The organism is Neobacillus cucumis, from assembly GCF_023715505.1.
This window is the reverse complement of the sequence record NZ_JAMBOH010000002.1, coordinates 1-19,930: the sequence shown is the minus strand read 5'-3', so window position 1 is coordinate 19,930 and position 19,930 is coordinate 1. Positions and strand designations below refer to the sequence as shown.

The 19,930-nt window shown below is 37.0% G+C and carries 17 protein-coding genes and 3 pseudogenes; 5 read left to right on the top strand and 15 right to left on the bottom strand.

Features of this window, described 5'->3' with window-relative positions:
* Positions 1-225 precede the first annotated feature (225 nt).
* The 3 genes from M3226_RS02845 to M3226_RS02835 are packed head-to-tail and all read right to left on the bottom strand — an operon-like array spanning position 226 to position 3,557.
* A complete protein-coding gene (locus M3226_RS02845; RefSeq protein ID WP_251562404.1) occupies positions 226-1,551 on the bottom strand; it encodes a glycosyl hydrolase family 18 protein in 1,326 nt (441 codons plus the stop codon).
* Positions 1,544-2,197, bottom strand: coding sequence for a sporulation-specific diadenylate cyclase CdaS (gene cdaS, locus M3226_RS02840; protein WP_251562402.1), 654 nt, complete (start codon positions 2,195-2,197; stop codon positions 1,544-1,546). The genes M3226_RS02845 and cdaS overlap by 8 nt, the downstream gene beginning before the upstream one ends.
* 34 nt (positions 2,198-2,231) lie before the next feature.
* Positions 2,232-3,557, bottom strand: a complete 1,326-nt coding sequence (locus M3226_RS02835) for a glycosyl hydrolase family 18 protein (protein ID WP_251562400.1) — start codon at positions 3,555-3,557, stop codon at positions 2,232-2,234.
* 191 nt (positions 3,558-3,748) lie between these two features.
* On the opposite strand from M3226_RS02835, the gene M3226_RS02830 reads away from it, so the two are divergent.
* From M3226_RS02830 to M3226_RS02815, 4 genes and pseudogenes are all read left to right on the top strand, one after another.
* Positions 3,749-4,240 carry a hypothetical protein gene (locus M3226_RS02830; protein WP_251562399.1) on the top strand — a complete coding sequence of 164 codons (492 nt, stop codon included), beginning with the start codon at positions 3,749-3,751 and terminating at the stop codon, positions 4,238-4,240.
* Between the two features lie 291 nt (positions 4,241-4,531).
* On the top strand, positions 4,532-4,852 hold the full coding sequence (locus tag M3226_RS02825; RefSeq protein ID WP_251563205.1) for a winged helix-turn-helix transcriptional regulator: 321 nt from the start codon (positions 4,532-4,534) through the stop codon (positions 4,850-4,852).
* An 84-nt stretch (positions 4,853-4,936) separates the two neighbouring features.
* Positions 4,937-5,567, top strand: a pseudogene (locus M3226_RS02820) (FMN-dependent NADH-azoreductase).
* 138 nt (positions 5,568-5,705) lie between these two features.
* Positions 5,706-6,977, top strand: a pseudogene (locus M3226_RS02815) (IS1182 family transposase); the annotation flags it as partial.
* Positions 6,978-7,195: 218 nt separating this feature from the next.
* Here M3226_RS02815 and M3226_RS02810 read toward each other — a convergent pair.
* The 11 genes and pseudogenes from M3226_RS02810 to M3226_RS32945 all read right to left on the bottom strand — a co-directional run bounded on the left by M3226_RS02810 (position 7,196) and on the right by M3226_RS32945 (position 18,805).
* Complete coding sequence (locus tag M3226_RS02810; protein ID WP_251562397.1) at positions 7,196-8,533, bottom strand: glucose-6-phosphate isomerase; 1,338 nt, start codon at positions 8,531-8,533, stop codon at positions 7,196-7,198.
* Between the two features lie 76 nt (positions 8,534-8,609).
* On the bottom strand, positions 8,610-9,269 hold the full coding sequence (gene fsa / locus M3226_RS02805) for a fructose-6-phosphate aldolase (protein ID WP_251562395.1): 660 nt from the start codon (positions 9,267-9,269) through the stop codon (positions 8,610-8,612).
* Positions 9,270-9,298: 29 nt separating this feature from the next.
* On the bottom strand, positions 9,299-10,198 hold the full coding sequence (gene gnd, locus M3226_RS02800) for a phosphogluconate dehydrogenase (NAD(+)-dependent, decarboxylating) (protein ID WP_251562394.1): 900 nt from the start codon (positions 10,196-10,198) through the stop codon (positions 9,299-9,301).
* Between the two features lie 18 nt (positions 10,199-10,216).
* Positions 10,217-12,211: a transketolase gene (tkt, locus tag M3226_RS02795; protein ID WP_251562391.1), complete on the bottom strand. Its 1,995-nt coding sequence runs from the start codon at positions 12,209-12,211 to the stop codon at positions 10,217-10,219.
* Between the two features lie 22 nt (positions 12,212-12,233).
* The gene (gene zwf / locus M3226_RS02790) at positions 12,234-13,742 is read right to left on the bottom strand and encodes a glucose-6-phosphate dehydrogenase (protein ID WP_251562389.1); all 1,509 of its coding nucleotides are present in this window, start codon (positions 13,740-13,742) and stop codon (positions 12,234-12,236) included.
* A gap of 72 nt (positions 13,743-13,814) precedes the next feature.
* Positions 13,815-14,477, bottom strand: a pseudogene (gene rpiA / locus M3226_RS02785) (ribose-5-phosphate isomerase RpiA); the annotation flags it as partial.
* 22 nt (positions 14,478-14,499) lie between these two features.
* The gene (locus tag M3226_RS02780) at positions 14,500-14,664 is read right to left on the bottom strand and encodes a BA3454 family stress response protein (RefSeq protein ID WP_374110532.1); all 165 of its coding nucleotides are present in this window, start codon (positions 14,662-14,664) and stop codon (positions 14,500-14,502) included.
* A 616-nt stretch (positions 14,665-15,280) separates the two neighbouring features.
* A complete protein-coding gene (locus M3226_RS02775) occupies positions 15,281-16,699 on the bottom strand; it encodes an MFS transporter (RefSeq protein ID WP_251562388.1) in 1,419 nt (472 codons plus the stop codon).
* A 32-nt stretch (positions 16,700-16,731) separates the two neighbouring features.
* Positions 16,732-17,682, bottom strand: coding sequence for a class II fructose-bisphosphatase (gene glpX / locus M3226_RS02770; protein ID WP_251562386.1), 951 nt, complete (start codon positions 17,680-17,682; stop codon positions 16,732-16,734).
* Between the two features lie 492 nt (positions 17,683-18,174).
* Positions 18,175-18,384, bottom strand: coding sequence for a hypothetical protein (locus tag M3226_RS32970; RefSeq protein ID WP_251562384.1), 210 nt, complete (start codon positions 18,382-18,384; stop codon positions 18,175-18,177).
* A gap of 25 nt (positions 18,385-18,409) precedes the next feature.
* A complete protein-coding gene (locus M3226_RS32945; protein WP_251562382.1) occupies positions 18,410-18,805 on the bottom strand; it encodes an MFS transporter in 396 nt (131 codons plus the stop codon).
* 324 nt (positions 18,806-19,129) lie between these two features.
* On the opposite strand from M3226_RS32945, the gene M3226_RS02755 reads away from it, so the two are divergent.
* Positions 19,130-19,441 carry a winged helix-turn-helix transcriptional regulator gene (locus M3226_RS02755; RefSeq protein ID WP_251562380.1) on the top strand — a complete coding sequence of 104 codons (312 nt, stop codon included), beginning with the start codon at positions 19,130-19,132 and terminating at the stop codon, positions 19,439-19,441.
* Positions 19,442-19,762: 321 nt separating this feature from the next.
* Here the strand turns inward: M3226_RS02755 and M3226_RS32660 are convergent.
* Positions 19,763-19,930, bottom strand: a 168-nt coding sequence (locus tag M3226_RS32660) for a transposase (RefSeq protein ID WP_374110541.1), incomplete at its 5' end; no start/stop codon positions are given.

The window sequence follows — 19,930 nt, the reverse complement described above, 5'->3', positions numbered from 1 at the left end:
TATACCTAATTTGCTCCTAATGTCAAGAGAAGTTTCTTTTCATGTGTGTTTGCTGAAAAGTAACTCTAAACGAATATTATTATTTAAAAATTGAGGCGCTGCTAAAACTCATTCCCAATGTTAAAGTTAGGAAACATGTATCGATAACGAATTATTTTAGTTACATGGAAAAACCCCTTAATACTTTCTGTATAAAGGGGTACGGTTTTAATATTAGAGCTACTTTTAACGCACATTAAATTCTTCCAGTAACATATTTTCTGTTTGAGGCATGGTTAGACCTAAGTGCCAGCATCCCATTCCTGCTAGTTCATATTGTCGAACCAGACGGAACTTTACCAGTAAACTGCGTGGATCCTCAAACCACACTTCATGCAGATTTCCTTTCTTATCGACATATCTGAACCAAGGTGCAGCAGCATTCTCATCATAGTTAACAGGACTTTGATAGCCAGTATATAAATCAATTGCATGTTGGGTGGAATATGCTGATCCTGAACGCTTATTAGTTCCTATCACCCAATCATAGGCATATTGAGGGATCCCCAGCATCAACTTTGATCTATCAATAACAGAAACAGCATAATCAAGGGTTGCTTTTACTTTGTCTATTGGAGCAATCGGACCTGATGGCCCTCCTGGCCAATGCCAGTCATAAGTCATCAGAAACATTTTATCCAGATATTTTCCAAGTGTGCGGTAATCATAGCCTGCAGTATACGACGGCATCAGATCTCCTTCTTTTGGAGGTACAGCCATCATAACTTTCATTCCTGATGGATGAAGTTTTGCGGCTAGTTCCTGAATAAACTGGTTAAGGTTAGCCCGGTCTTTTGTCCGAACCTGTTCAAAGTCAATTACTATTCCTTTGTAATCATGACTATCCAAAAGGGAGTATATATTCTTTACTAACTTTTGTCTTAACCAAGGCGTGCCTATTAATTGATGAGTTAAATCGGGATCAAATCCCTTTTCACTTAAATTTGTAAGTGTCGCATAAGGTGGCAGGCCTTCTTTCCAAGCAATTTTATGCGCCTGGTTTTCGGGTGTTTCAATGATATTACCTTGTCTATCCGACCTATATTCAAATACGAAAATACTGGTAAGAGTCTTTTTATAACTATTCAGCATCCATTCATTGGTGTTCATGTCTTTTGGAACAAAGTATGTACCTGTCCAAATATTCATTTTCGGCGGCCGAGGGATACTCAGTTTCTGACCCGGAACAATTACACGGCTTTTTAAACCGTTTTGCCGCATTAATGTTTTATCACTAATTGCGTGACGATTTGCAATTTCCCATACACTTTCACCAGATTGAACAAAATAGGTCGACCCAGGTATTAAAAGAGCCTGACCAAGGACAAGTTGAGTATTCTTAGCTAATCCATTTAGCTTGGCTAGATTGTCTTTATTGATTTGGTATTGTTTCGAAATTTTAGTCAGACTATCACCAGATTTCACTTCATGTATTACCTGTGCATAAGCTGAGATTGGTGTCATTAAGACCATAAAAACGGAAATTATGAGAAACAAGGGTTTTTTAATCATTGGGAGCCTCCTTTAATTTATCTTCAAATTTAATAGGTTGAGTTGTATTAATTGGATAAAGTTTTCCGTTTAGGGCAAATGAAATTTTCCCTGTTTCTTCAGAAACAACCAATGCAAGTGCATCGCTTTGTTCTGAAATTCCAATAGCAGCACGGTGCCGTGTTCCTAGTCTTTTTTCTATTATATCTGTTGTTAATGGAAGGACATTTCCTGCTGAAACAACTTGGTTGCCTCGTATTAAAACTGCCCCATCATGTAACGGGTTACCAGGGTAAAATATGGATTCCAATAATTTTGGTGTTACTACTGCTCCAATTGTTGTTCCTTTTTGAATGATGGGCTCAATCGAATCACGACGTTCCACAACAATCAGTGCACCATGCCTATGTTTTGAAAGTTGTTGAACAGACGTGGATAAATCTTCATAAGTGTCCGTAAAAGATGATAAATAGCAATTCAAATAATAAGACGCAGCGATGGATTCAATTTCATTTAGATGTTCTTTAACGTCTTCGAGACTTCCCAATACACAATAATTTTCATTACCCAGAACCTTTAAGTTAGACTGAAGCATAACAATCAGATTTTCAATTCCATCTTCTAAATGTTGTTTCATAGGTGAAAAGTCACAATTGTTGTCGTCCATGTATGATCACTCCATCTCTCTTTTCGGCATAAACTTATTGAACAGTAAATTCCTTTAATAATATTTCTTCCGTTTGTGGCATAGATGTTCCTAAATGCCAGCACCCCAATCCACCCAATCTATACTCTTTAACTAGCCGAAATTTTGCAAGAAGACTTCGGGGATCTTCAAACCAGACTTCATGTATCTTTTGGTTTTTATCTACATATCTAAACCAAGGTGAGGCTGCCTTATTATCATAGAAAATTTGGCTTTCACGACTCATGTATCTCTCAATTGCGCCTTGTGTAGAATATGCTATTCCTGTACGCTGTTCACCAGAAATGGTCCAATCATAGGCATACTGTGGTATCCCTAACATTAGTTTAGATCTTGGTACTACAGTAACTGCGTAATCTAAAACAGTACGTATTTCGTTTAAAGGAGCAATTGGGCCGGACGGGCCACCTGGCCAATGCCAGTTATAGGTCATTAAAAAAATTTTATCTGCGTATTTTCCAAGTGTCCTATAGTCATACCCTCCGTAATAGGAAGGTTTTTTATCACCTGCCATCGGAGGCATTGCAATTAATACATGCATTTTTGACTTATGGAGCCTAGTTGACAATTCTTTAATGAATTGGTTTAAACTGTCCCTATCTTGGGGCCTTACCATCTCAAAATCGATTACAGCCCCCTGATAATCCTGTCTATCCAGCAATGAATATATATTATTTATAAATATTTTCCTTATTACAGAATCGCTTAGTACACGATGGACCAAATCAGGATCATAACCTCTTTGACTAATGTTTGTTATTGTTGCATATGGATATAGATTCTTTTTCCAAGCAATTTTATGAGCCTCATTCTCTGTGACTTTTATAAGCTGACCTTTATCATTTGGATGGTAATCAAATACGAATAGTCCTGAAAGTGTATTTTTATAATTTTCCAGCATCTGGGCATTGGTGTTTTTATCTTTTGGAACAAAGTATGTACCCGTCCAGATATTCATTTTAGAAGGATGGGGTATGGTTAATTTTTGTCCTGGGACGATGAGCGTTGTTTTCAGCCTGTTATAATCCATTAATTGTTTTGTGCTCATTGCGTGGCGATTAGCAATTTTCACAATGGTATCCCCCGACTGTACTACATAAGTCCAACCCGAAATTAATAGGGCTTGTCCCAAGACAAGATGAGCATCTTTTCTTATACCGTTTAATTTCGCAATATTTTCTGGTTTTGTTTTGTATGGTAATGCAATTTTATTTAAGGTATCCCCGGATCGTGTTTCATGAATAACCTGGGCATTTGTTAAGTGTGGATTATTCAAAAGAAAAACCGATATTAAAATTAACAATGACAATGTTTTAAACATTAATATATCCCCTTCTATTTTCGTAAAGATAGTATTCGATAGTTTTTTAAAAAATATAAAGGGAAAAAAAATTAACTTAATAAAAACTTTTTGGTTGATTTATATTAGCCCATTAAATATAATCAAAATGTAACCAGGTTACTTTTTTGTACACTGTAGTATAAAATAATTGAGATAGTGAGGTCATTAAAATGAACTTATTAGAATCAAAAGTAATTCAAACACAAATAGAAAAAGAAATATTTATAGATAAGATTTCAAACATTGAACTTGGAAATATAAATTATCCAGATAATAACTCTTCTTTTTATGAATTTATGGTCGGTTTGGATTTAATTCGTATAAGGGAAAATGAGTTTTATGGAACAGAAAAAAGGTACTTTGGAATAAGAACTACGGTTGATTTTCAATCTATTACAGTATTCGAACCGTTTCAGCAAAGCATTTTTGCTGTCAAGAACGAACAGGAAAAACAGGCTGCCATCGAATTAATCGAGTATTTACTAATTGAGTCTCCCAATTTCAAACGATTAGTGAAGAAATTAATAAATACGATTAAACAAACAAATGTAGTATGCGAAAAGGAAATCAAAGAATTAAAAACAAAGCTAGAATTATTAGAAAAATTATTAGAAATCCGTTATGAAGATGTTAAAATTGCCTTTCAAAGTAAAATTGCTTGATAATGCTTAGTCAGATTCTAAATGCGATTAGAGTTCCATAATGTGGGGAAAAGCTATGAAAGAAATTAGCTTTTCCCTGTTTTATTGTTTCTTCATTTTTAATGTGTTCACTTTATTTTGTTTCTGATAATTAATAAAAATCATTTATGGCGACTTTTTGACAAATTCACAGACAGTGGCGTTTTTATAAATAGTTTATGCATTTTTACTTTGTAATTAATTGAAACTTAGTTACAATAAGTATACAAGGAACAAAATTGAATATATTTGAAAGAGGTGAATGTTATTATGATGGAAGAACAGGCAGACCTTTGTCCTGAGGTTGAAAAAACTTTCGAATTAATTGGAAAAAGATGGACTGGATTAATCATATATGTATTATCAAGCGGCCCAAAACGTTTTAGCGAAATTAACTCACTCATTCCTGATTTGAGTAAAAGGGTACTGACGGAAAGAATGAAAGAATTAGAAGAACATGGGATTGTTTTACGTCATGTTATTCCTGAGCGACCAGTTAGAACGGAATATTTATTAACTAAAAAAGGAAGCGAATTAGGAAAAATACTTGGACCCATTAGTCAATGGGCTTCGAGTTGGATGAAAGAGAAATAAAAATCATTTTAACTTTATTAGGTTCACAATGAAATCGCCAAAAACATAGTTTACTCACTAGATGAGAAAGGTAGGATGAGATTATTGGCAAATGTTCTATATATCACAGCACATCCTCTTAATCCAGAAAGGTCCTATAGCCTTGAAGTAGGAAAGGTTTTTATTGATTCATATAAAGAAATTCACCCGCAGGATGAAGTTGTACACCTTGATTTATATCAAGCAGACATACCCTATCTGGATGCAGATGTTTTTAGTGGATGGGAAAAACTTCAGAAAGGAGAACGATCAATTAACGAGCGCGGAACGATCGAAAGTTGGACGACTAGCTGAACTTGGGGCGAAATTCATCTTAACGGATAAATATATATTTGTGACACCTATGTGGAATTTTTCCGTACCAGCAATTATGAAGACTTACTTGGATGCTGGAGCGGTATCAGGAAAAACGTTTAAGTATTCCAAAAAAGGATCTCAGGGTCTTTTAAAAGGTAAAAAGGCCCTGCATATTCAAGCTCGCGGAGATGTTTACTCCAATGGACCAGAAGCGAATAAGGAAATGGGGCATAGCTATCTTCAAGTAATGATGGACTTTTTCGGAATTCAAAACTTTGAAGAAATTATTATCGAAGGTCATGTGCAATTCCCAGAAAAAGCAAAAGAAATCAAAGAGAAAGCAATTATAGCCGCAAAGGAAATCACCAAAAAATTTTAAACTCTACCAAAAGTAGAGGGTGTCCCAAAAGTATAACTTTTGGGGCATCCTCTTTTTGAGCATAAAAAAATAAGAAAATCGTTCCATTTGATATAATTTAGTCACCACAACAAATTATCAGAAAGGAAAGATTTTCTTATGTACAAACAGTATAACACGAACCAATTAACTCTTCCAATGGACATTCAAGTTTTTTTTACCCCAACATCATCTCGTACGTTTAATCGACCTTGCGGTCGACAAAATCAATCCTACTATTTTCTCATCCATGTATCCAGGTGGAGGTCGACCTCCCTACCATCCTCAAATGATGTTAAAAGTTATTCTTTATGCATATTCCATTCGTATTTACTCTTCTAGACAAATCGCAAAGCAACTGAAGGAGAACATAATCTTAATGTGGCTTTCGGGTGAGCAACAACCAGATTTCCGTACCATTAACCGTTTCCGTTCTGAACGGATGAAAGAGGTTATTTATGAAACCTTCTTTTCCGTCGTTGATCTCCTTCATGAAGAAGGTTTAGTGAAACTGGAGGATTATTTCTTGGACGGTACCAAGATTGAGGCGAATGCAAATAAGTATACCTTTGTGTGGCGTAAATCTACTGAAAAATATGATAAGAAACTCGATGAGAAATTTCAACAAATTGTATTAGGCATCGAACAAGTCATGAAAGAAGACGAAGAAGCAGAACAGAATCTAGAATTGGAGGAAAAATTAGAAGAATCACCAATTACTTCCGAGAAAATCGCTGATACCGTGAGTAAATTGGAGGAAAGATTGGAACGAAATCCTAAGAACAAACAATTAAAGAAAATGAGTTAGAAAAGGATCTTCTGCCTCGAAAACAAAAGTTTGAGGAACAAAAGGCAACGTTCGGAGAACGCAACAGCTATTCCAAGACGGATAATGATGCAACCTTTATGAGAATGAAAGAGGACCATATGAAGAATGACCAGCTTAAACCTGGCTATAATGTACAAATTGGAACGGAAAATCAATTCATCATTGGATTCAGCCTTCATCAACGTGCTGGAGATCCTGGCTGCCTGATTCCCCATTTAGATCTATTGGAGAAGTATAATCGTCCAAAACCAAAGTCCGTTATTGCTGATTCCGGTTATGGAAGTGAAGAAAATTATACCCATTGTGAAAAAGCAGAAATTGAGGCATTGATCAAATATAACACGTTCGATAAAGAACAAACAAAGGCATGGAGACAACAAATCGGACGTGTCGAAAATATGACCTATGATGAAGAGCTTGATGAGTGGATTTGTTCAAATGGCAAACGCCTTATCTTCCAATATGAAAGTCGAAAAAAAACAGACAATGGGTACGATTCCGTCAAACGAACGTATCGATGTACGGAGTGCTTTAACTGCCCGTTCCAAACTTCCTGTGCCAAAAATACGACGGATTGGGGTCTTATTTGTGTTGCACTAATTTAATGAAGTGGCAATCCACTTCCAAAAAACAATTGAAAATAGCAAAAAAATAGAGGGAAAATCCCCTCTCACATCATCCGAATTTCCAAATTATACTAAAAAACTGAAAGAGAATAAAAAGCTGACCCAAAAGAGTCGTTATTCAACGACCTTTTGGGTCAGCTTCTTTTTTCAAAAAATTATTTAGAAATGCGTTTTAGTAATTCTTCTCTTTCTTCTTCGAATCCTGGCTTTCCAAGTAAGGCAAACATGTTCTTTTTATAGGCTTCTACTCCTGGTTGATCGAATGGGTTAACTCCCATTAACAATCCGCTGATTCCACACGCCTTCTCGAAGAAGTACACCATTTCACCAAATGTATATTCGTCTAATTTGTCTAGTTCCACCGACAGGTTTGGAACCCCTCCGTCAACATGCGCTAATACAGTACCTTGAAAGGCATTCTTATTGACAAAGTCCATCGTTTTACCTGCTAGATAATTCAAGCCATCAAGATTAGAAGCCTCTTCTTCAATTGTGATATCAAGTTTAGGTTCTTTTACTGATATGACGGTTTCAATCAAATCACGACGTCCTTCTTGTACATATTGACCCATGGAATGCAGATCAGTTGTAAAATCCACTGAAGCTGGATATAGTCCTTTTTGGTCCTTCCCTTCACTTTCACCAAATAGCTGCTTCCACCATTCTGAAACATAATGAAGGGATGGTTCATAGTTGACAAGGAGTTCAATTGATTTTCCTTTTCGATAAAGGGCGTTTCTTACGGCAGCGTATTGATAGCTCTGGTTTGAGGCCAAATCTGGATTATTATATTTGTCTGCAGCCGCTTTAGCCCCTTCCATCATTTTATCAATATTGAGACCTGCAACCGCTATTGGCAATAACCCTACTGCTGTTAATACCGAATATCGCCCGCCTACATCATCAGGTATTACGAATGTTTCGAAACCTTCTTCATCGGCAAGGGTTTTTAAGGCACCTTTTGCCCGGTCCGTTGTGGCGAAGATACGTTTTCTTGCTTCTTCTTTACCATACTTTTTCTCCAAATAGTCTCGGAAAATGCGAAAGGCAATTGCTGGCTCCGTGGTTGTACCGGATTTAGAGATGACATTAACGGAAATATCCTTGTCTTTTATAACATCCAATAAATGGGTAATATAGGTAGCACTGATATTTTGTCCCGCAAAATAAACTTGCGTTTCTTTTCCCATTTGGTTGTGGAATGTATGTGAAAGTGCTTCAATTGCGGCTCTTGCCCCAAGATAAGATCCCCCGATTCCAATCACGATTAAAACATCGGAATTTTGGCGGATTCTATCAGCTGCGGCCTTAATTCTTGTGAATTCTTCCTTTTCATAATCATAAGGTAAGTCCACCCAACCAAGATAATCAGAACCTGGACCTTTCTTTTTATGAAGCATCTGATGAGCAACTTGTACAAATTCACTAAGGTTGTCCACTTCAGTCTGTTGCATGAATGGTAGTGCGTTTGTATAATCAAATGAAATTGACATTTATATTAGCTCCTATTATGTTTATTTAGGTCGAGCGTAAGTATCCTATGAATAGGACACTAACGCTCTGAACCTTTTATGCATTTTTCCAGTCAGTTGCAAATTTCTCAATTCCTTGATCGGTTAATGGGTGTTTTGACAATTGCTCAATAACCTTAAATGGAATGGTCGCAATATGTGCTCCAGCCAGTGCCACACGAGTTACATGGTCTGGATGACGAACCGAAGCGGCGATGATTTGAGTATCTAATTTTTGAATACGGATCAATTCCGCAATTTTTGAAACCAGTTGTACCCCATCTTCGTTAATATCATCTAACCGGCCTAAGAATGGAGATACATAGGTTGCCCCAGCACGTGCTGCCAAGAGAGCTTGGTTTACTGTAAAAATTAGAGTAACATTAGTTTTTACACCTTTTTTAGTAAGATAACGGCAAGCCTCTAAACCATCCAAAGTCATTGGAAGTTTAATCGTAATATTTTTTTCTCCACCATTAATTTTGATCAGTTCATTTGCTTCCGCAATCATTTGCTCTGCTGTTAAAGCATTTGGAGTTACTTCAGCAGATACAGACTCTACATCTGGAACGGCATTTAGGATTTCTGCGATACGATCTTCAAATTTTACTCCCTCTTTAGCAACCAAGGATGGGTTTGTAGTAACACCGGATAGTACCCCGATTTTATAAGCTTTCTTAATCTCGTCTATATTTGCAGTGTCGATAAAAAATTTCATTATTTCTTCCTCCAATTCATAATGTATATTTATTTGCTTGTTTTCTCGACAGCGTGTCCACCAAATTCATTTCTAAGTGCGGCTACGACTTTTCCTGTAAAAGTGTCATTCTCTAAGGAACGATAGCGCATCAATAATGACAAGGCTATAACTGGTGTAGCAGTTTGAAGGTCAAGTGCCGTTTCAACCGTCCATTTCCCTTCACCGGACGAATGCATAATTCCTTTAATTTGATCCAAATGTGGGTACTTAGAAAACGCATTTTCCGTTAATTCCATCAGCCATGAACGGATAACGGAACCATTATTCCAAACTCTTGCCACTTTTTCATAATCGTAATTGAAATCACTTTTTTCAAGGACTTCAAATCCTTCCCCGATGGCAGCCATCATGGCATACTCGATTCCATTGTGAACCATCTTTAAGAAGTGACCGCTTCCTGCTTTCCCTGCATAGAGATATCCATTTTCAACAGCAGTATCTCTGAAAAGAGGTTCAACAATTCCCCAAGCATCAGGGTCTCCACCAACCATATAGCATGCCCCGTGACGAGCACCTTCCATACCGCCAGAAGTACCGGCATCCATAAAACGAATCCCCACTTCCCGTAACTCGTTATAACGTTGAATGGACTCCTTGTAATGGGAATTTCCCGCTTCAATGACAATATCTCCTTCATTTAAAAACGGTAAAACTTCACCAATAACAGAATCAACTACCGCATGCGGTACCATAATCCAAAGGATTCTTGGCTGTTCCAAGGATTCAACGAGTTCTTTAAAGCTAGTAACCCCTGCCGCTCCATATTTTTTCATTTCTTCAACAGCACTCGGGTTTACATCGAATGCTACCACTTCTTGATTGTGCTCGATGAGATTTTGTCCTAGATTTAACCCCATTTTTCCTAGGCCGATTAATCCTACCTTCATTATTAATTCCTCCAAATTTTATTTATTTAATACCTTTTTCGTGATATTAACGACATTCTCAGTCGTAAAACCAAAATGCTTCATCACCGCTCCACCATCTCCAGAAGCACCGAATGTTTCAATTGATAATACTTTTCCTTCAAAGCCAACAAAGCGATCCCATCCTAATCCGATACCCATTTCGATTGCGACACGCTTTGTTTTTGTAGAAGGGAGCACAGCCTCTTTATACTCTGCTGATTGCTTTTCAAATAGCTCCCAGCTTGGCATTGCAACGACACGGACAGAAATATTTTCTTTTTCCAGTTCGTTTTTTGCATTTGCAGCTAATGAGACCTCAGACCCTGTCGCAATTAAGATCACATCTGGGTTGGAATTCGTTTCTGCTAAAACATAAGCACCCATAGATACATTTGCCAAATTTGCTTTTGTTTCGTTAAATACCGGTAAATTTTGACGGCTTAGAACAAAAGCGACTGGTCCTTCTGTTTGTTGAAGAGCATAAGCCCAAGCACTTGCCGTTTCATTTGCATCTGTTGGTCTAATCACAGTTAGGCCTGGGATCGCACGAAGAGCAGCCAGATGTTCCACTGGCTCGTGTGTTGGCCCATCTTCCCCAACAGCAATGGAATCGTGTGTAAACACATAGATAACCGGAAGTTTTGATAAAGCCGCTAAGCGAATAGAAGGACGAAGATAATCATTGAACACAAAGAATGTACTTACAAAAGGCTTTAATCCGCCATGATAAGCCATCCCGTTTGCTGCGGCACCCATTGCATGCTCGCGGACACCGAAATAAACATTACGTGCACCGTAAGATTCGACCGCGTAAATTTGTTCCCCTTTAATCTCAGTCATCGTAGAGTGAGAAAGGTCTGCGCTGCCTCCAAAAATAGATGGCACGGATTTCACAAAATGGTTGATGGCTTCCCCGCTTGCTACACGTGTGGATACAGATTTGCTGGTATCAAATGTTAAAATATCGTTTACATCAATAAGCACTTTTCCAGAAATCGCATTGGAAAGCTGTTCTGCCAACTCTGGATTCGCTTTTTGGTAAGACTCGAATAATTGATTCCAGCTTTGTTCCTTATCGATTCCTTTATCCTTTAAATGTTCAAAATGAACTTTGACCTCTTCTGGTACGTAGAAATCTTCTTCATAAAGCCAATTGTAGGTTTGTTTTGTTGCTTTTCCCTCTTCAGCTCCAAGCGGTGCACCGTGGGCTTTATTGGTTCCTGCTACTTTAGGACTTCCATAACCGATGATCGTTCTGATCTCAATCAAACTTGGCTGGTCGGTATTTTCTTTTGCAGTTTGAATGGCATGAGTAATCGCCTCAATATCGTTGCCGTCTTCAACTCTTAAGTATTGCCAGTGAGCGGATTCTGCCCTTTTCTTGATATCTTCTGAGAAAGATACGTTCAATTCACCATCAAGGGAGATATCATTTGAATCATATAACACAACGAGCTTCCCTAGTTTCATATGCCCTGCCATTGACATTGCTTCGTAGGAGACACCTTCCATAAGGTCACCGTCCCCCACTAATGCATAGGTATAATGATCTATCACAGGAAATTCTTCTTTATTAAACTTGGCTGCTAGGTGTGCCTCCGCCATCGCCATCCCCACTGCATTAGCAATACCTTGTCCTAATGGACCTGTAGTCGCTTCTACACCAGGGGTATGACCAAATTCGGGATGTCCTGGCGTTCTGCTATTTAACTTTCGGAATTGTTTTAAATCATCCATTGAAACATCATACCCAAATAAATGAAGCATGCTGTAAAGTAAGCTAGACCCATGGCCGGCTGATAATACAAATCGGTCACGGTTAAACCATTTTGGATTCTTAGGATTATGATTTAAATGGTTCGCCCATAAAGCATAGGTCATTGTTGCTGCCCCCATTGGGAGACCTGGATGGCCAGAATTTGCCGCGTTGACTGCATCAATGGATAAAGTCCGAATGGTTGTTACTGCTAAGTTCTCAATATTTTGTGACATTTCATTTCCTCCTAGACATTCCTTATTTCTGATATGCTGCCTCTTTATTTTCTTCCCTTTCATCTAGCCACCATTTAAATCCATTTTCCGCTATCAATGAATTTGAAGCATCAGGTCCATAAGAACCGGAACGGTATTCATGAAGTGGCAATAGATTTTCCTCAAAGGCATACAAGATTGGCTGTACCCATTCCCATGATAATTCAACTTCTTTCCAATGGGCAAAGAATGTTGAATCGCCGATTAATGCATCATAAATGAGTCTTTCATATGCTTCAGGTACTCCTGAACCATTACGTTGTGAGTCCTCACAAGAAAAATTAATCTTGACGGGTTCGATTTTCCCGTTCATCGGATTTTTTCCATTCAATTGCAAAGTCACATTTTCATTTGGACTAATTTCGATAATAAGTAGATTAGGCTCTACCTTTTGATCTTTGTTATATAAAAGCTTTAATGTATTTTTAAATTCAATAACGATACGAGTAGATTTTTCCTTCATTCTCTTGCCTGTTCGTATATAGAACGGGACCCCACTCCAAAATGGGTTATCAATCCATAAACGGGCAGAAACAAAAGTATCTGTTTGAGAAGATGGATTCACACCGGGTTCCATTCGATAACCAGGCACCGATTGATCGTTGATTTCGCCAGATGCGTACTGTCCACGGACTAAGTGAAATTGAACATCCTCCTTTCTAACCGGACGAAGGGCTTCCATAACCTTCCGTTTCTCATTTCGAATTTCTGTTGCGTTGATCTTGTAAGGCAAGTTCATCGCGGTCATCATGAGCACTTGCAGCATATGGTTCTGTACCATGTCGCGAATAGCACCGGAATGATCGTAATAACCGGCTCTTTGTTCAACTCCAACCGTTTCACTGGCAGTAATTTGAACATTAGCAATATGCTCCTTATTCCAAATGGATTGGAGAACCGGGTTCGCAAATTCGAGAGCTTCGAGGTTCTGAACCATTGGCTTACCTAGATAATGGTCGATACGATAAATCTCTTCTTCATTAAATGCTCTGCTAAGTTTTTCATTCAGCTCACGGGCTGATTTTAGATCATGACCAAATGGTTTTTCGATAATCAACCGTTTCCAGCCATTCGTTTCCCCGAGTCCACTTTTCTTTATATTTAAAGCAATAATATCGAAAAACTCAGGAGAGACCGACAGATAAAACATTCGATTTTCTGTAAGTTGCAGTTCATCTTCTCTCTGTTTAACCAACTGCAGCAGTTTTTGGTAATCATCTGGTTTATTTACATCTAAGGTACTGAAACGGAAAGCATCAAGAAATTCTCCCATTTCATTCGCATCATGTTCTAATCGACGTGAAAAATTTAAGATTGATTCCTTCACTTTTTCTTGAAAATCACCATGTGACAGATTACCTCTACCTAGCCCTATAATCGATATGGGTTGAGGCAGCTTCTGATCAATATATAAATTATAAAGGGCAGGGTATATTTTTCTCTTAGCCAAGTCTCCTGTGGCTCCAAATAAAACAAAAGACATTGATTCCATGTTTCATTCTCCTCATTTTCTGAAATGATTAAAGTGCATTACCTAATTATTTTTTCCTTGTTAGGCTTCAACCTATTTTCGCTTATTTACGTTAAATTCTTTATTTTTATCCAAAGTAATGACGATGTCGGCCATCCCAACAAATAAGCCATTGTCTACAACTCCAGGTATAAGATTAAGCCCTCTTTCCAAATCTTCAGGATTAGTGATATCTGGGAAGGTACAGTCAAAAATATAATTCCCGTTATCTGTTTGGTAAGGAACCCCGTTATTTTGCCTTAACCTTGGAGATGCCCCAATCTTTTGAATATGTTTTCTTGTCATTTCAAAACCAAATGGCACTACTTCCACTGGAAGCGGAAAGCTTCCTAATTTCCCCACCATTTTGTGTGAGTCAGCAACCACTATAAAAGTGTTAGCGGTTTTCGCAATGATTTTCTCTCTTAAAAGAGCACCACCGCCACCTTTAATGAGAATTAATTCTGGGTTTACTTCATCTGCACCATCTATCGCCACATCAATTTCTTCTATTTCATTGAAATTAACTAATGGAATTCCTAGTTCTATGGCTAATTTCTCTTTTTGTTTAGAGGAAGGAATTGCTTTTATAGAAAGTCCTTCTTTGATTAATGCTCCAAGTTTAGTAATGGTGTAATATACGGTTGAACCAGTTCCAAGACCAATGACCATTCCATCTTTCACATAATCAAAGGCTTTTTCTCCGACTAATTTTTTTCATTCAAGTCCTTTACTCCTTTCATTTAAAGACCTGAAGATTTTCACCATAGTTAACTTGCCCATTGCTTCTTGATTTGCTCCATTGCGATATGGAAATTTGTTTTTGGAGTGTATTTTTATGAACTATTACATTTGTTTGATAGTTTTTCCCTTTATAATTTAGTTTTACAGTTACTTCTACCATTTGTTTCACTCCTTAATTATTTTAAATTCATTATAATTTATCATAACCAGGTTATTTTTTATATCCTTAGTTGTTTTATGTAACCATAATAATTATTAAATCATGTAACGTCAAGCAAAGCATCTCGAAATCGAGATATTTTAAACCACTTCTATCAAAAACAATTACTTTACCTAAAAATCAATAAAAAAGACCTAAGGAGTAATCCATTAGGCTCAAGACAATTCTATATCTATTTCATTTTCTAGAAAAATCGCCATTCCTTGGCCGCCACCAGCACATAGTGTTGTAATGCCAAATTGTTTTCTCCTATTTCATGTAACGGTACTCCAGACGAAACACGTGAGGCTATGGTGAACCATATTAAACGAAGTATAAATGACTTGATTAAACATCAACAAGAAGTAAATCCTGTTGATAAAACAACAGAAGATTTTTATCACCCCCTTTTCTCTATTCTGAATCCAAAGGCATTTTACATAAGTTTTAAAACTATTAATTCATAGATTCTTGAATTCATTTATCTCTAATTCGAGATAATACTAAATCAATCTCCACCGTTTGTTAAATAGTTTTAATTTAAATATTTTTAATTTATAAAAAACCCAAGTGCAACCTATTTTCTAGTGATTTTTTGCTCTTTTAAATCAATGGTAAGCTGTTTCATTCGTTGTTTTGTTAATGGATATAGAAAAACTAATATCAAAAAAATCAATAGATAGATCACACCAGGTACGATGGTAGCCAATGCATAGATTCCTTCCAGGGTACTCTCTGTTTGTACTTCACGAGTTGAATGATAGCCTATGGCTGTAATGGCAAACCCGCTGATTCCACCAGCAATTGCTTGACCAACTTTGCGGGCAAAAGAATAGAGTGAATAAACCGTCCCATCTTCTCTTAATCCAGTTAAAAATTCATGGTAATCGATGACATCTGTAACAAATGCCCATATCATTATATTAAAGAAGGCATATCCAAACATCCCTATAGCTGTTAACGAAATATATTGGATCGCGGTTAAATTGGGAAGAAAGAATAATAAAATATATACAGCAGCTGCAAGCAGCATTCCTACTGTTGTCGTTTCCTTTTTACCAAATTTACTCACTAACGGTTTTACGATTGGAATAGCAATGAATACTGTGACCGTTTGAATAATTCCTACAATACTTAATGCTGCAGCATTGTTAAAGTAATCTTTAAACAAATACACATTAACGGAACCTATCAGCATCGTACTCATCATGAATATTAGTGATGCCCCAAGGATTGCAATTAATGGTTTATTTTTTAATAGCCCTTTTATTGTATGACCTAGCTTTGCTTTTGGCCCTTCATTTTCCTCCAGCACGATCCGTTCAGTAGATAATTTATAACTCGCAAGGTAACTCGCGTAAGCAAGAATTCCAAATATGACTGCTGCCATTAGAAATCCATTTGCACTTGCCTTATTGTCAACAAATATAAGTAAAGGTCCTACTGCATTAATCATTAAGCTTGCCAACATCGCCCCCATCGTCCTGTACGTTGATAAAGATGTTCGCTCAATTGGATCAATGGTAATGACTGAGGCCATTGAACCGTATGGAATATTAACAGTACTATATAACGTTCCCCAAAGGATGTAAGTGACAAAAGCATATGCCTCATAGAACCCGTATGACATTCCAGGGATATGAATGAACATTAATACTCCAGAAATAACCAGAGGAAATGACATTCTTAAAATCCAAGGTTTAAATTTACCATGTTTACTAGGTTTTCTAGTGTCAATAAACCTTCCCCAAGTGACATCTGCAATGGCATCCCACAAACGTGCAGCTAAAAAGAGAACACCTACAAACGCTGCACTGATTCCATAAACATCTGTATAATAAACCATTAAATATGAACTTACTAAAATAAAGAAAAAGTCGTTCCCGAAATCACCAAGCATATAGCCAATTTTATCTCGAAAACCAAATGGTCTAACCTTGACATTTGAAGAGATAATATTAGGGTCTATCTTTTTTTGGCTTGCACTTTGACTCATTTCAATCCCTCATTTCTTTCATTCAAAAAAGATTATCGTTTTTGATCCAAACCATGTTGTCCTTCAATAAATCGAACTGTCCCCGTTTTTGCACGCATAACCACGGAATGTGTTGTTCCAATGTTCCCCTTATATTGCACTCCTCTTAAAAGCTCACCATTTGTTACACCTGTTGCAACAAAATAAGCATCATCCCCTTTTACGATATCATCCATTAATAAAACTTTATTAAAATCGGTAATGCCCATTTTATTTAACCTAATTTTTTCATCTTCCGTTTGTTGGATTAGTTTGCCTTGAAATTCTCCACCCAAACTTTTAAGTGCAACTGCGGCTATTACACCCTCAGGGGCTCCTCCAGAACCAAGCATAATATCAACACCCGTATTATCAAATGCTGTATTAATAGCTGCAGCAACATCTCCATCTTGCATCAGTTTAATTCTTGCTCCCGATTGGCGGATTTCCCGGATCATTTTTTCATGTCTTTCCCGATCTAAGATAGCGACAACCAAATCTTCGATATTTTTATTTTTTGCTGCTGCGACAGCCTTTAAATTGTCAATGACCGGTGCCTCAATATTAATTTTTCCTACTGATTCAGGACCCACAGCAATTTTTTCCATATACATATCTGGTGCATGCAATAAATTACCTTTCTCTGCAACAGCAATGATAGCAAGAGCATTCCAAGAACCTGCAGCAACAATATTGGTTCCCTCTAATGGGTCTACTGCAATATCAACTTCTGTCCCATCACATGTTCCTAATTGTTCGCCAATAAACAACATTGGTGCTTCATCCATTTCACCTTCCCCTATAACAACCGTCCCTTTTATCTGAATGGAATTAAACATTTCCCTCATAGCATGTGTAGCTGCTGCATCCGCTTCTTCTTTCTTACCTCTGCCCATCCACCGTCCAGCCGCTAGAGCAGCAGCTTCTGTTACTCGAACCAGTTCCATTGATAAATTTCTATCCATTTTTATTACCTCCCATTATTGTTAAAAATGATTTCTACCTTTGTTAATTTTAATTTCAATTATCTCGACTTCGAGATAATTGGTAAAAAAATAATACCTATTTTCCGTAATTTATAACTCCCAAATCCATTAACTTGCCTTGCGTAACATTCTACTTTTCGAATGAAGATTAAATACTTTTTTATACTGGATAGAGATATGAATAGCTAATAGAATACTTACAATCGCTACCCCAATATCAAAGACAAATACAGAAGGAACACTAAAAATTTTTGTTAACAATCCTGTAAGAAAGGGGATTACAATAAATGCGTACTGGATGCCATACTTAATACGCAGAACTAGATCCCTTTTTATCAGGAAAAAACTCTGCCATTAACAACAACCGCTAATTGAAATATCCCTGAAGTAGATACCCCTAATAAAAAGGAACAAACCATCACCACAATCGGGTTCAGGAAACCCCACTACTTCTTGCCCATATGTAGGCAGTCAAACTTGAATAACCATTAATAAAGCAACTGAGGTAAAGCCAGTAAGAATGATCCCTAAACCTTCTCTCCACATCTTGGGCTGGATAGAAAAGCCCCTGCTTATAGAACGATAATCCTTTACATTATCTTTGTATTTATTTGCTTTATGATTAGGGAATGGAGTTAATAGTAAAACCATTCCATTAATAAAATAAATTGCTGCAGGCACGAAAAAGGATAATCCATAGAATAAATCATGTGAAATAAAAAATACAATCATAATCGGTAAAAGAGTTGCCCCTACTGAGATAAACGCACGCCTTTAGCAAAACAGTTGCCGAGCCAGAATTCTCAGAATTCTCTGGAAAAGCTTCAACTAGGGCTGGAAACGTCCCAGAATCCATAATTGAATAACTAAAGCCTGCTATTAATGCCAAAACAAATGCTACTTGGAAGTTAGGGGCTAATGGAATACCTCCTAAAAAGATAATATTTAGAAAAGTTGCTGTAACAACCAGCGGTTTTCTTCCCATTTTATCTGAAAGCCTTCCTGAAAAACTTAATTTAACAAGTTTACCCAGCCCGATTGCCGAAATTATTAAACTAATTCCAAGAGAATCAGTACCAAGTTGTTCCGACAGGAAACTCATATTCGCATACTAAAATGATATTCATCATCCCTAATAACAAATAATTCATATACAAGCTTGATGCCATTCTAAAAAATGGACTTTTCATAATAACCTCCTTTATATCGGCTAATCAAATTAATAACTTGGTAACTTTATGTAACCATAATATCTTTTTATAATCTATCTGTCAATTTATTTGTGTCGAATTCGTGAACGAAAAAGAACAAATTCTATTCTTCTGGTAATTTTGTTCCAGTAAACACTTTATTTTAACAACTGATTTTGTTATCATTAATATAAGTTATTAAAAATAACCAAGATACTATTAGGGGATGTTTATGGATGGATACAGCAAATAAATTATGCAGCAGAGTAGAAGAGTGCTATCATATATTAGGGAAAAAATGGGTGGGACTTATAATTCACACATTAATGGAGGAACCTAAAAGATTTAGTGAAATCCATACCTTTATACCAGACTTAAGTAAAAGAGTCCTAAATGAACGGATGAAAGAGCTCGAGGAAAATGGAATTGTGTTAAGAAATGTCATTGCAGACCGTCCGGTACGGACCGAATATTCTTTAACCAAAAAAGGGACAGAACTCGGACGATCGCTCAAAGCATTAGAGGAATGGGCAGATAAATGGTTGTAAAATAAAAGACCTCTCTATGGAGGTCTTCCATTTATTTATAAACATCATTTCATTCCTCTGGTCTTGGACCTTGTTCAAGACCAGAAATTTCCACTGTCATTATTGGGATACATCTCCTTCTACTCGAACTTGACAAGATAGTCTTAAATTATCATCAATAATCCCTTCTTATTGAGGACACTGCAAAACACTTACATTTTTTAGAAGAAACGCCCTTCTGGGGCTGTTGACACAATGGGGAAGGAGCTTCGCTCCCTCCCCATTGTGTCTCTTTTATCGATATTATTAGTTTATAGCCACTTTATTTTCAACTCTTTGGTGCTAATTCATCACCTTTATCATTCGTTTTAGATTTATTGCCAACGCCGAAAAGAGACATTGCTCATGAATTTTTTCAATGCCCCTTTTATAGGTTTTATAAAGGTTGTGTTTAATTTTCATGGTTCCGAAGGAACCTTCGCACCAAACTCTTCTTAATTTTTGAACCTG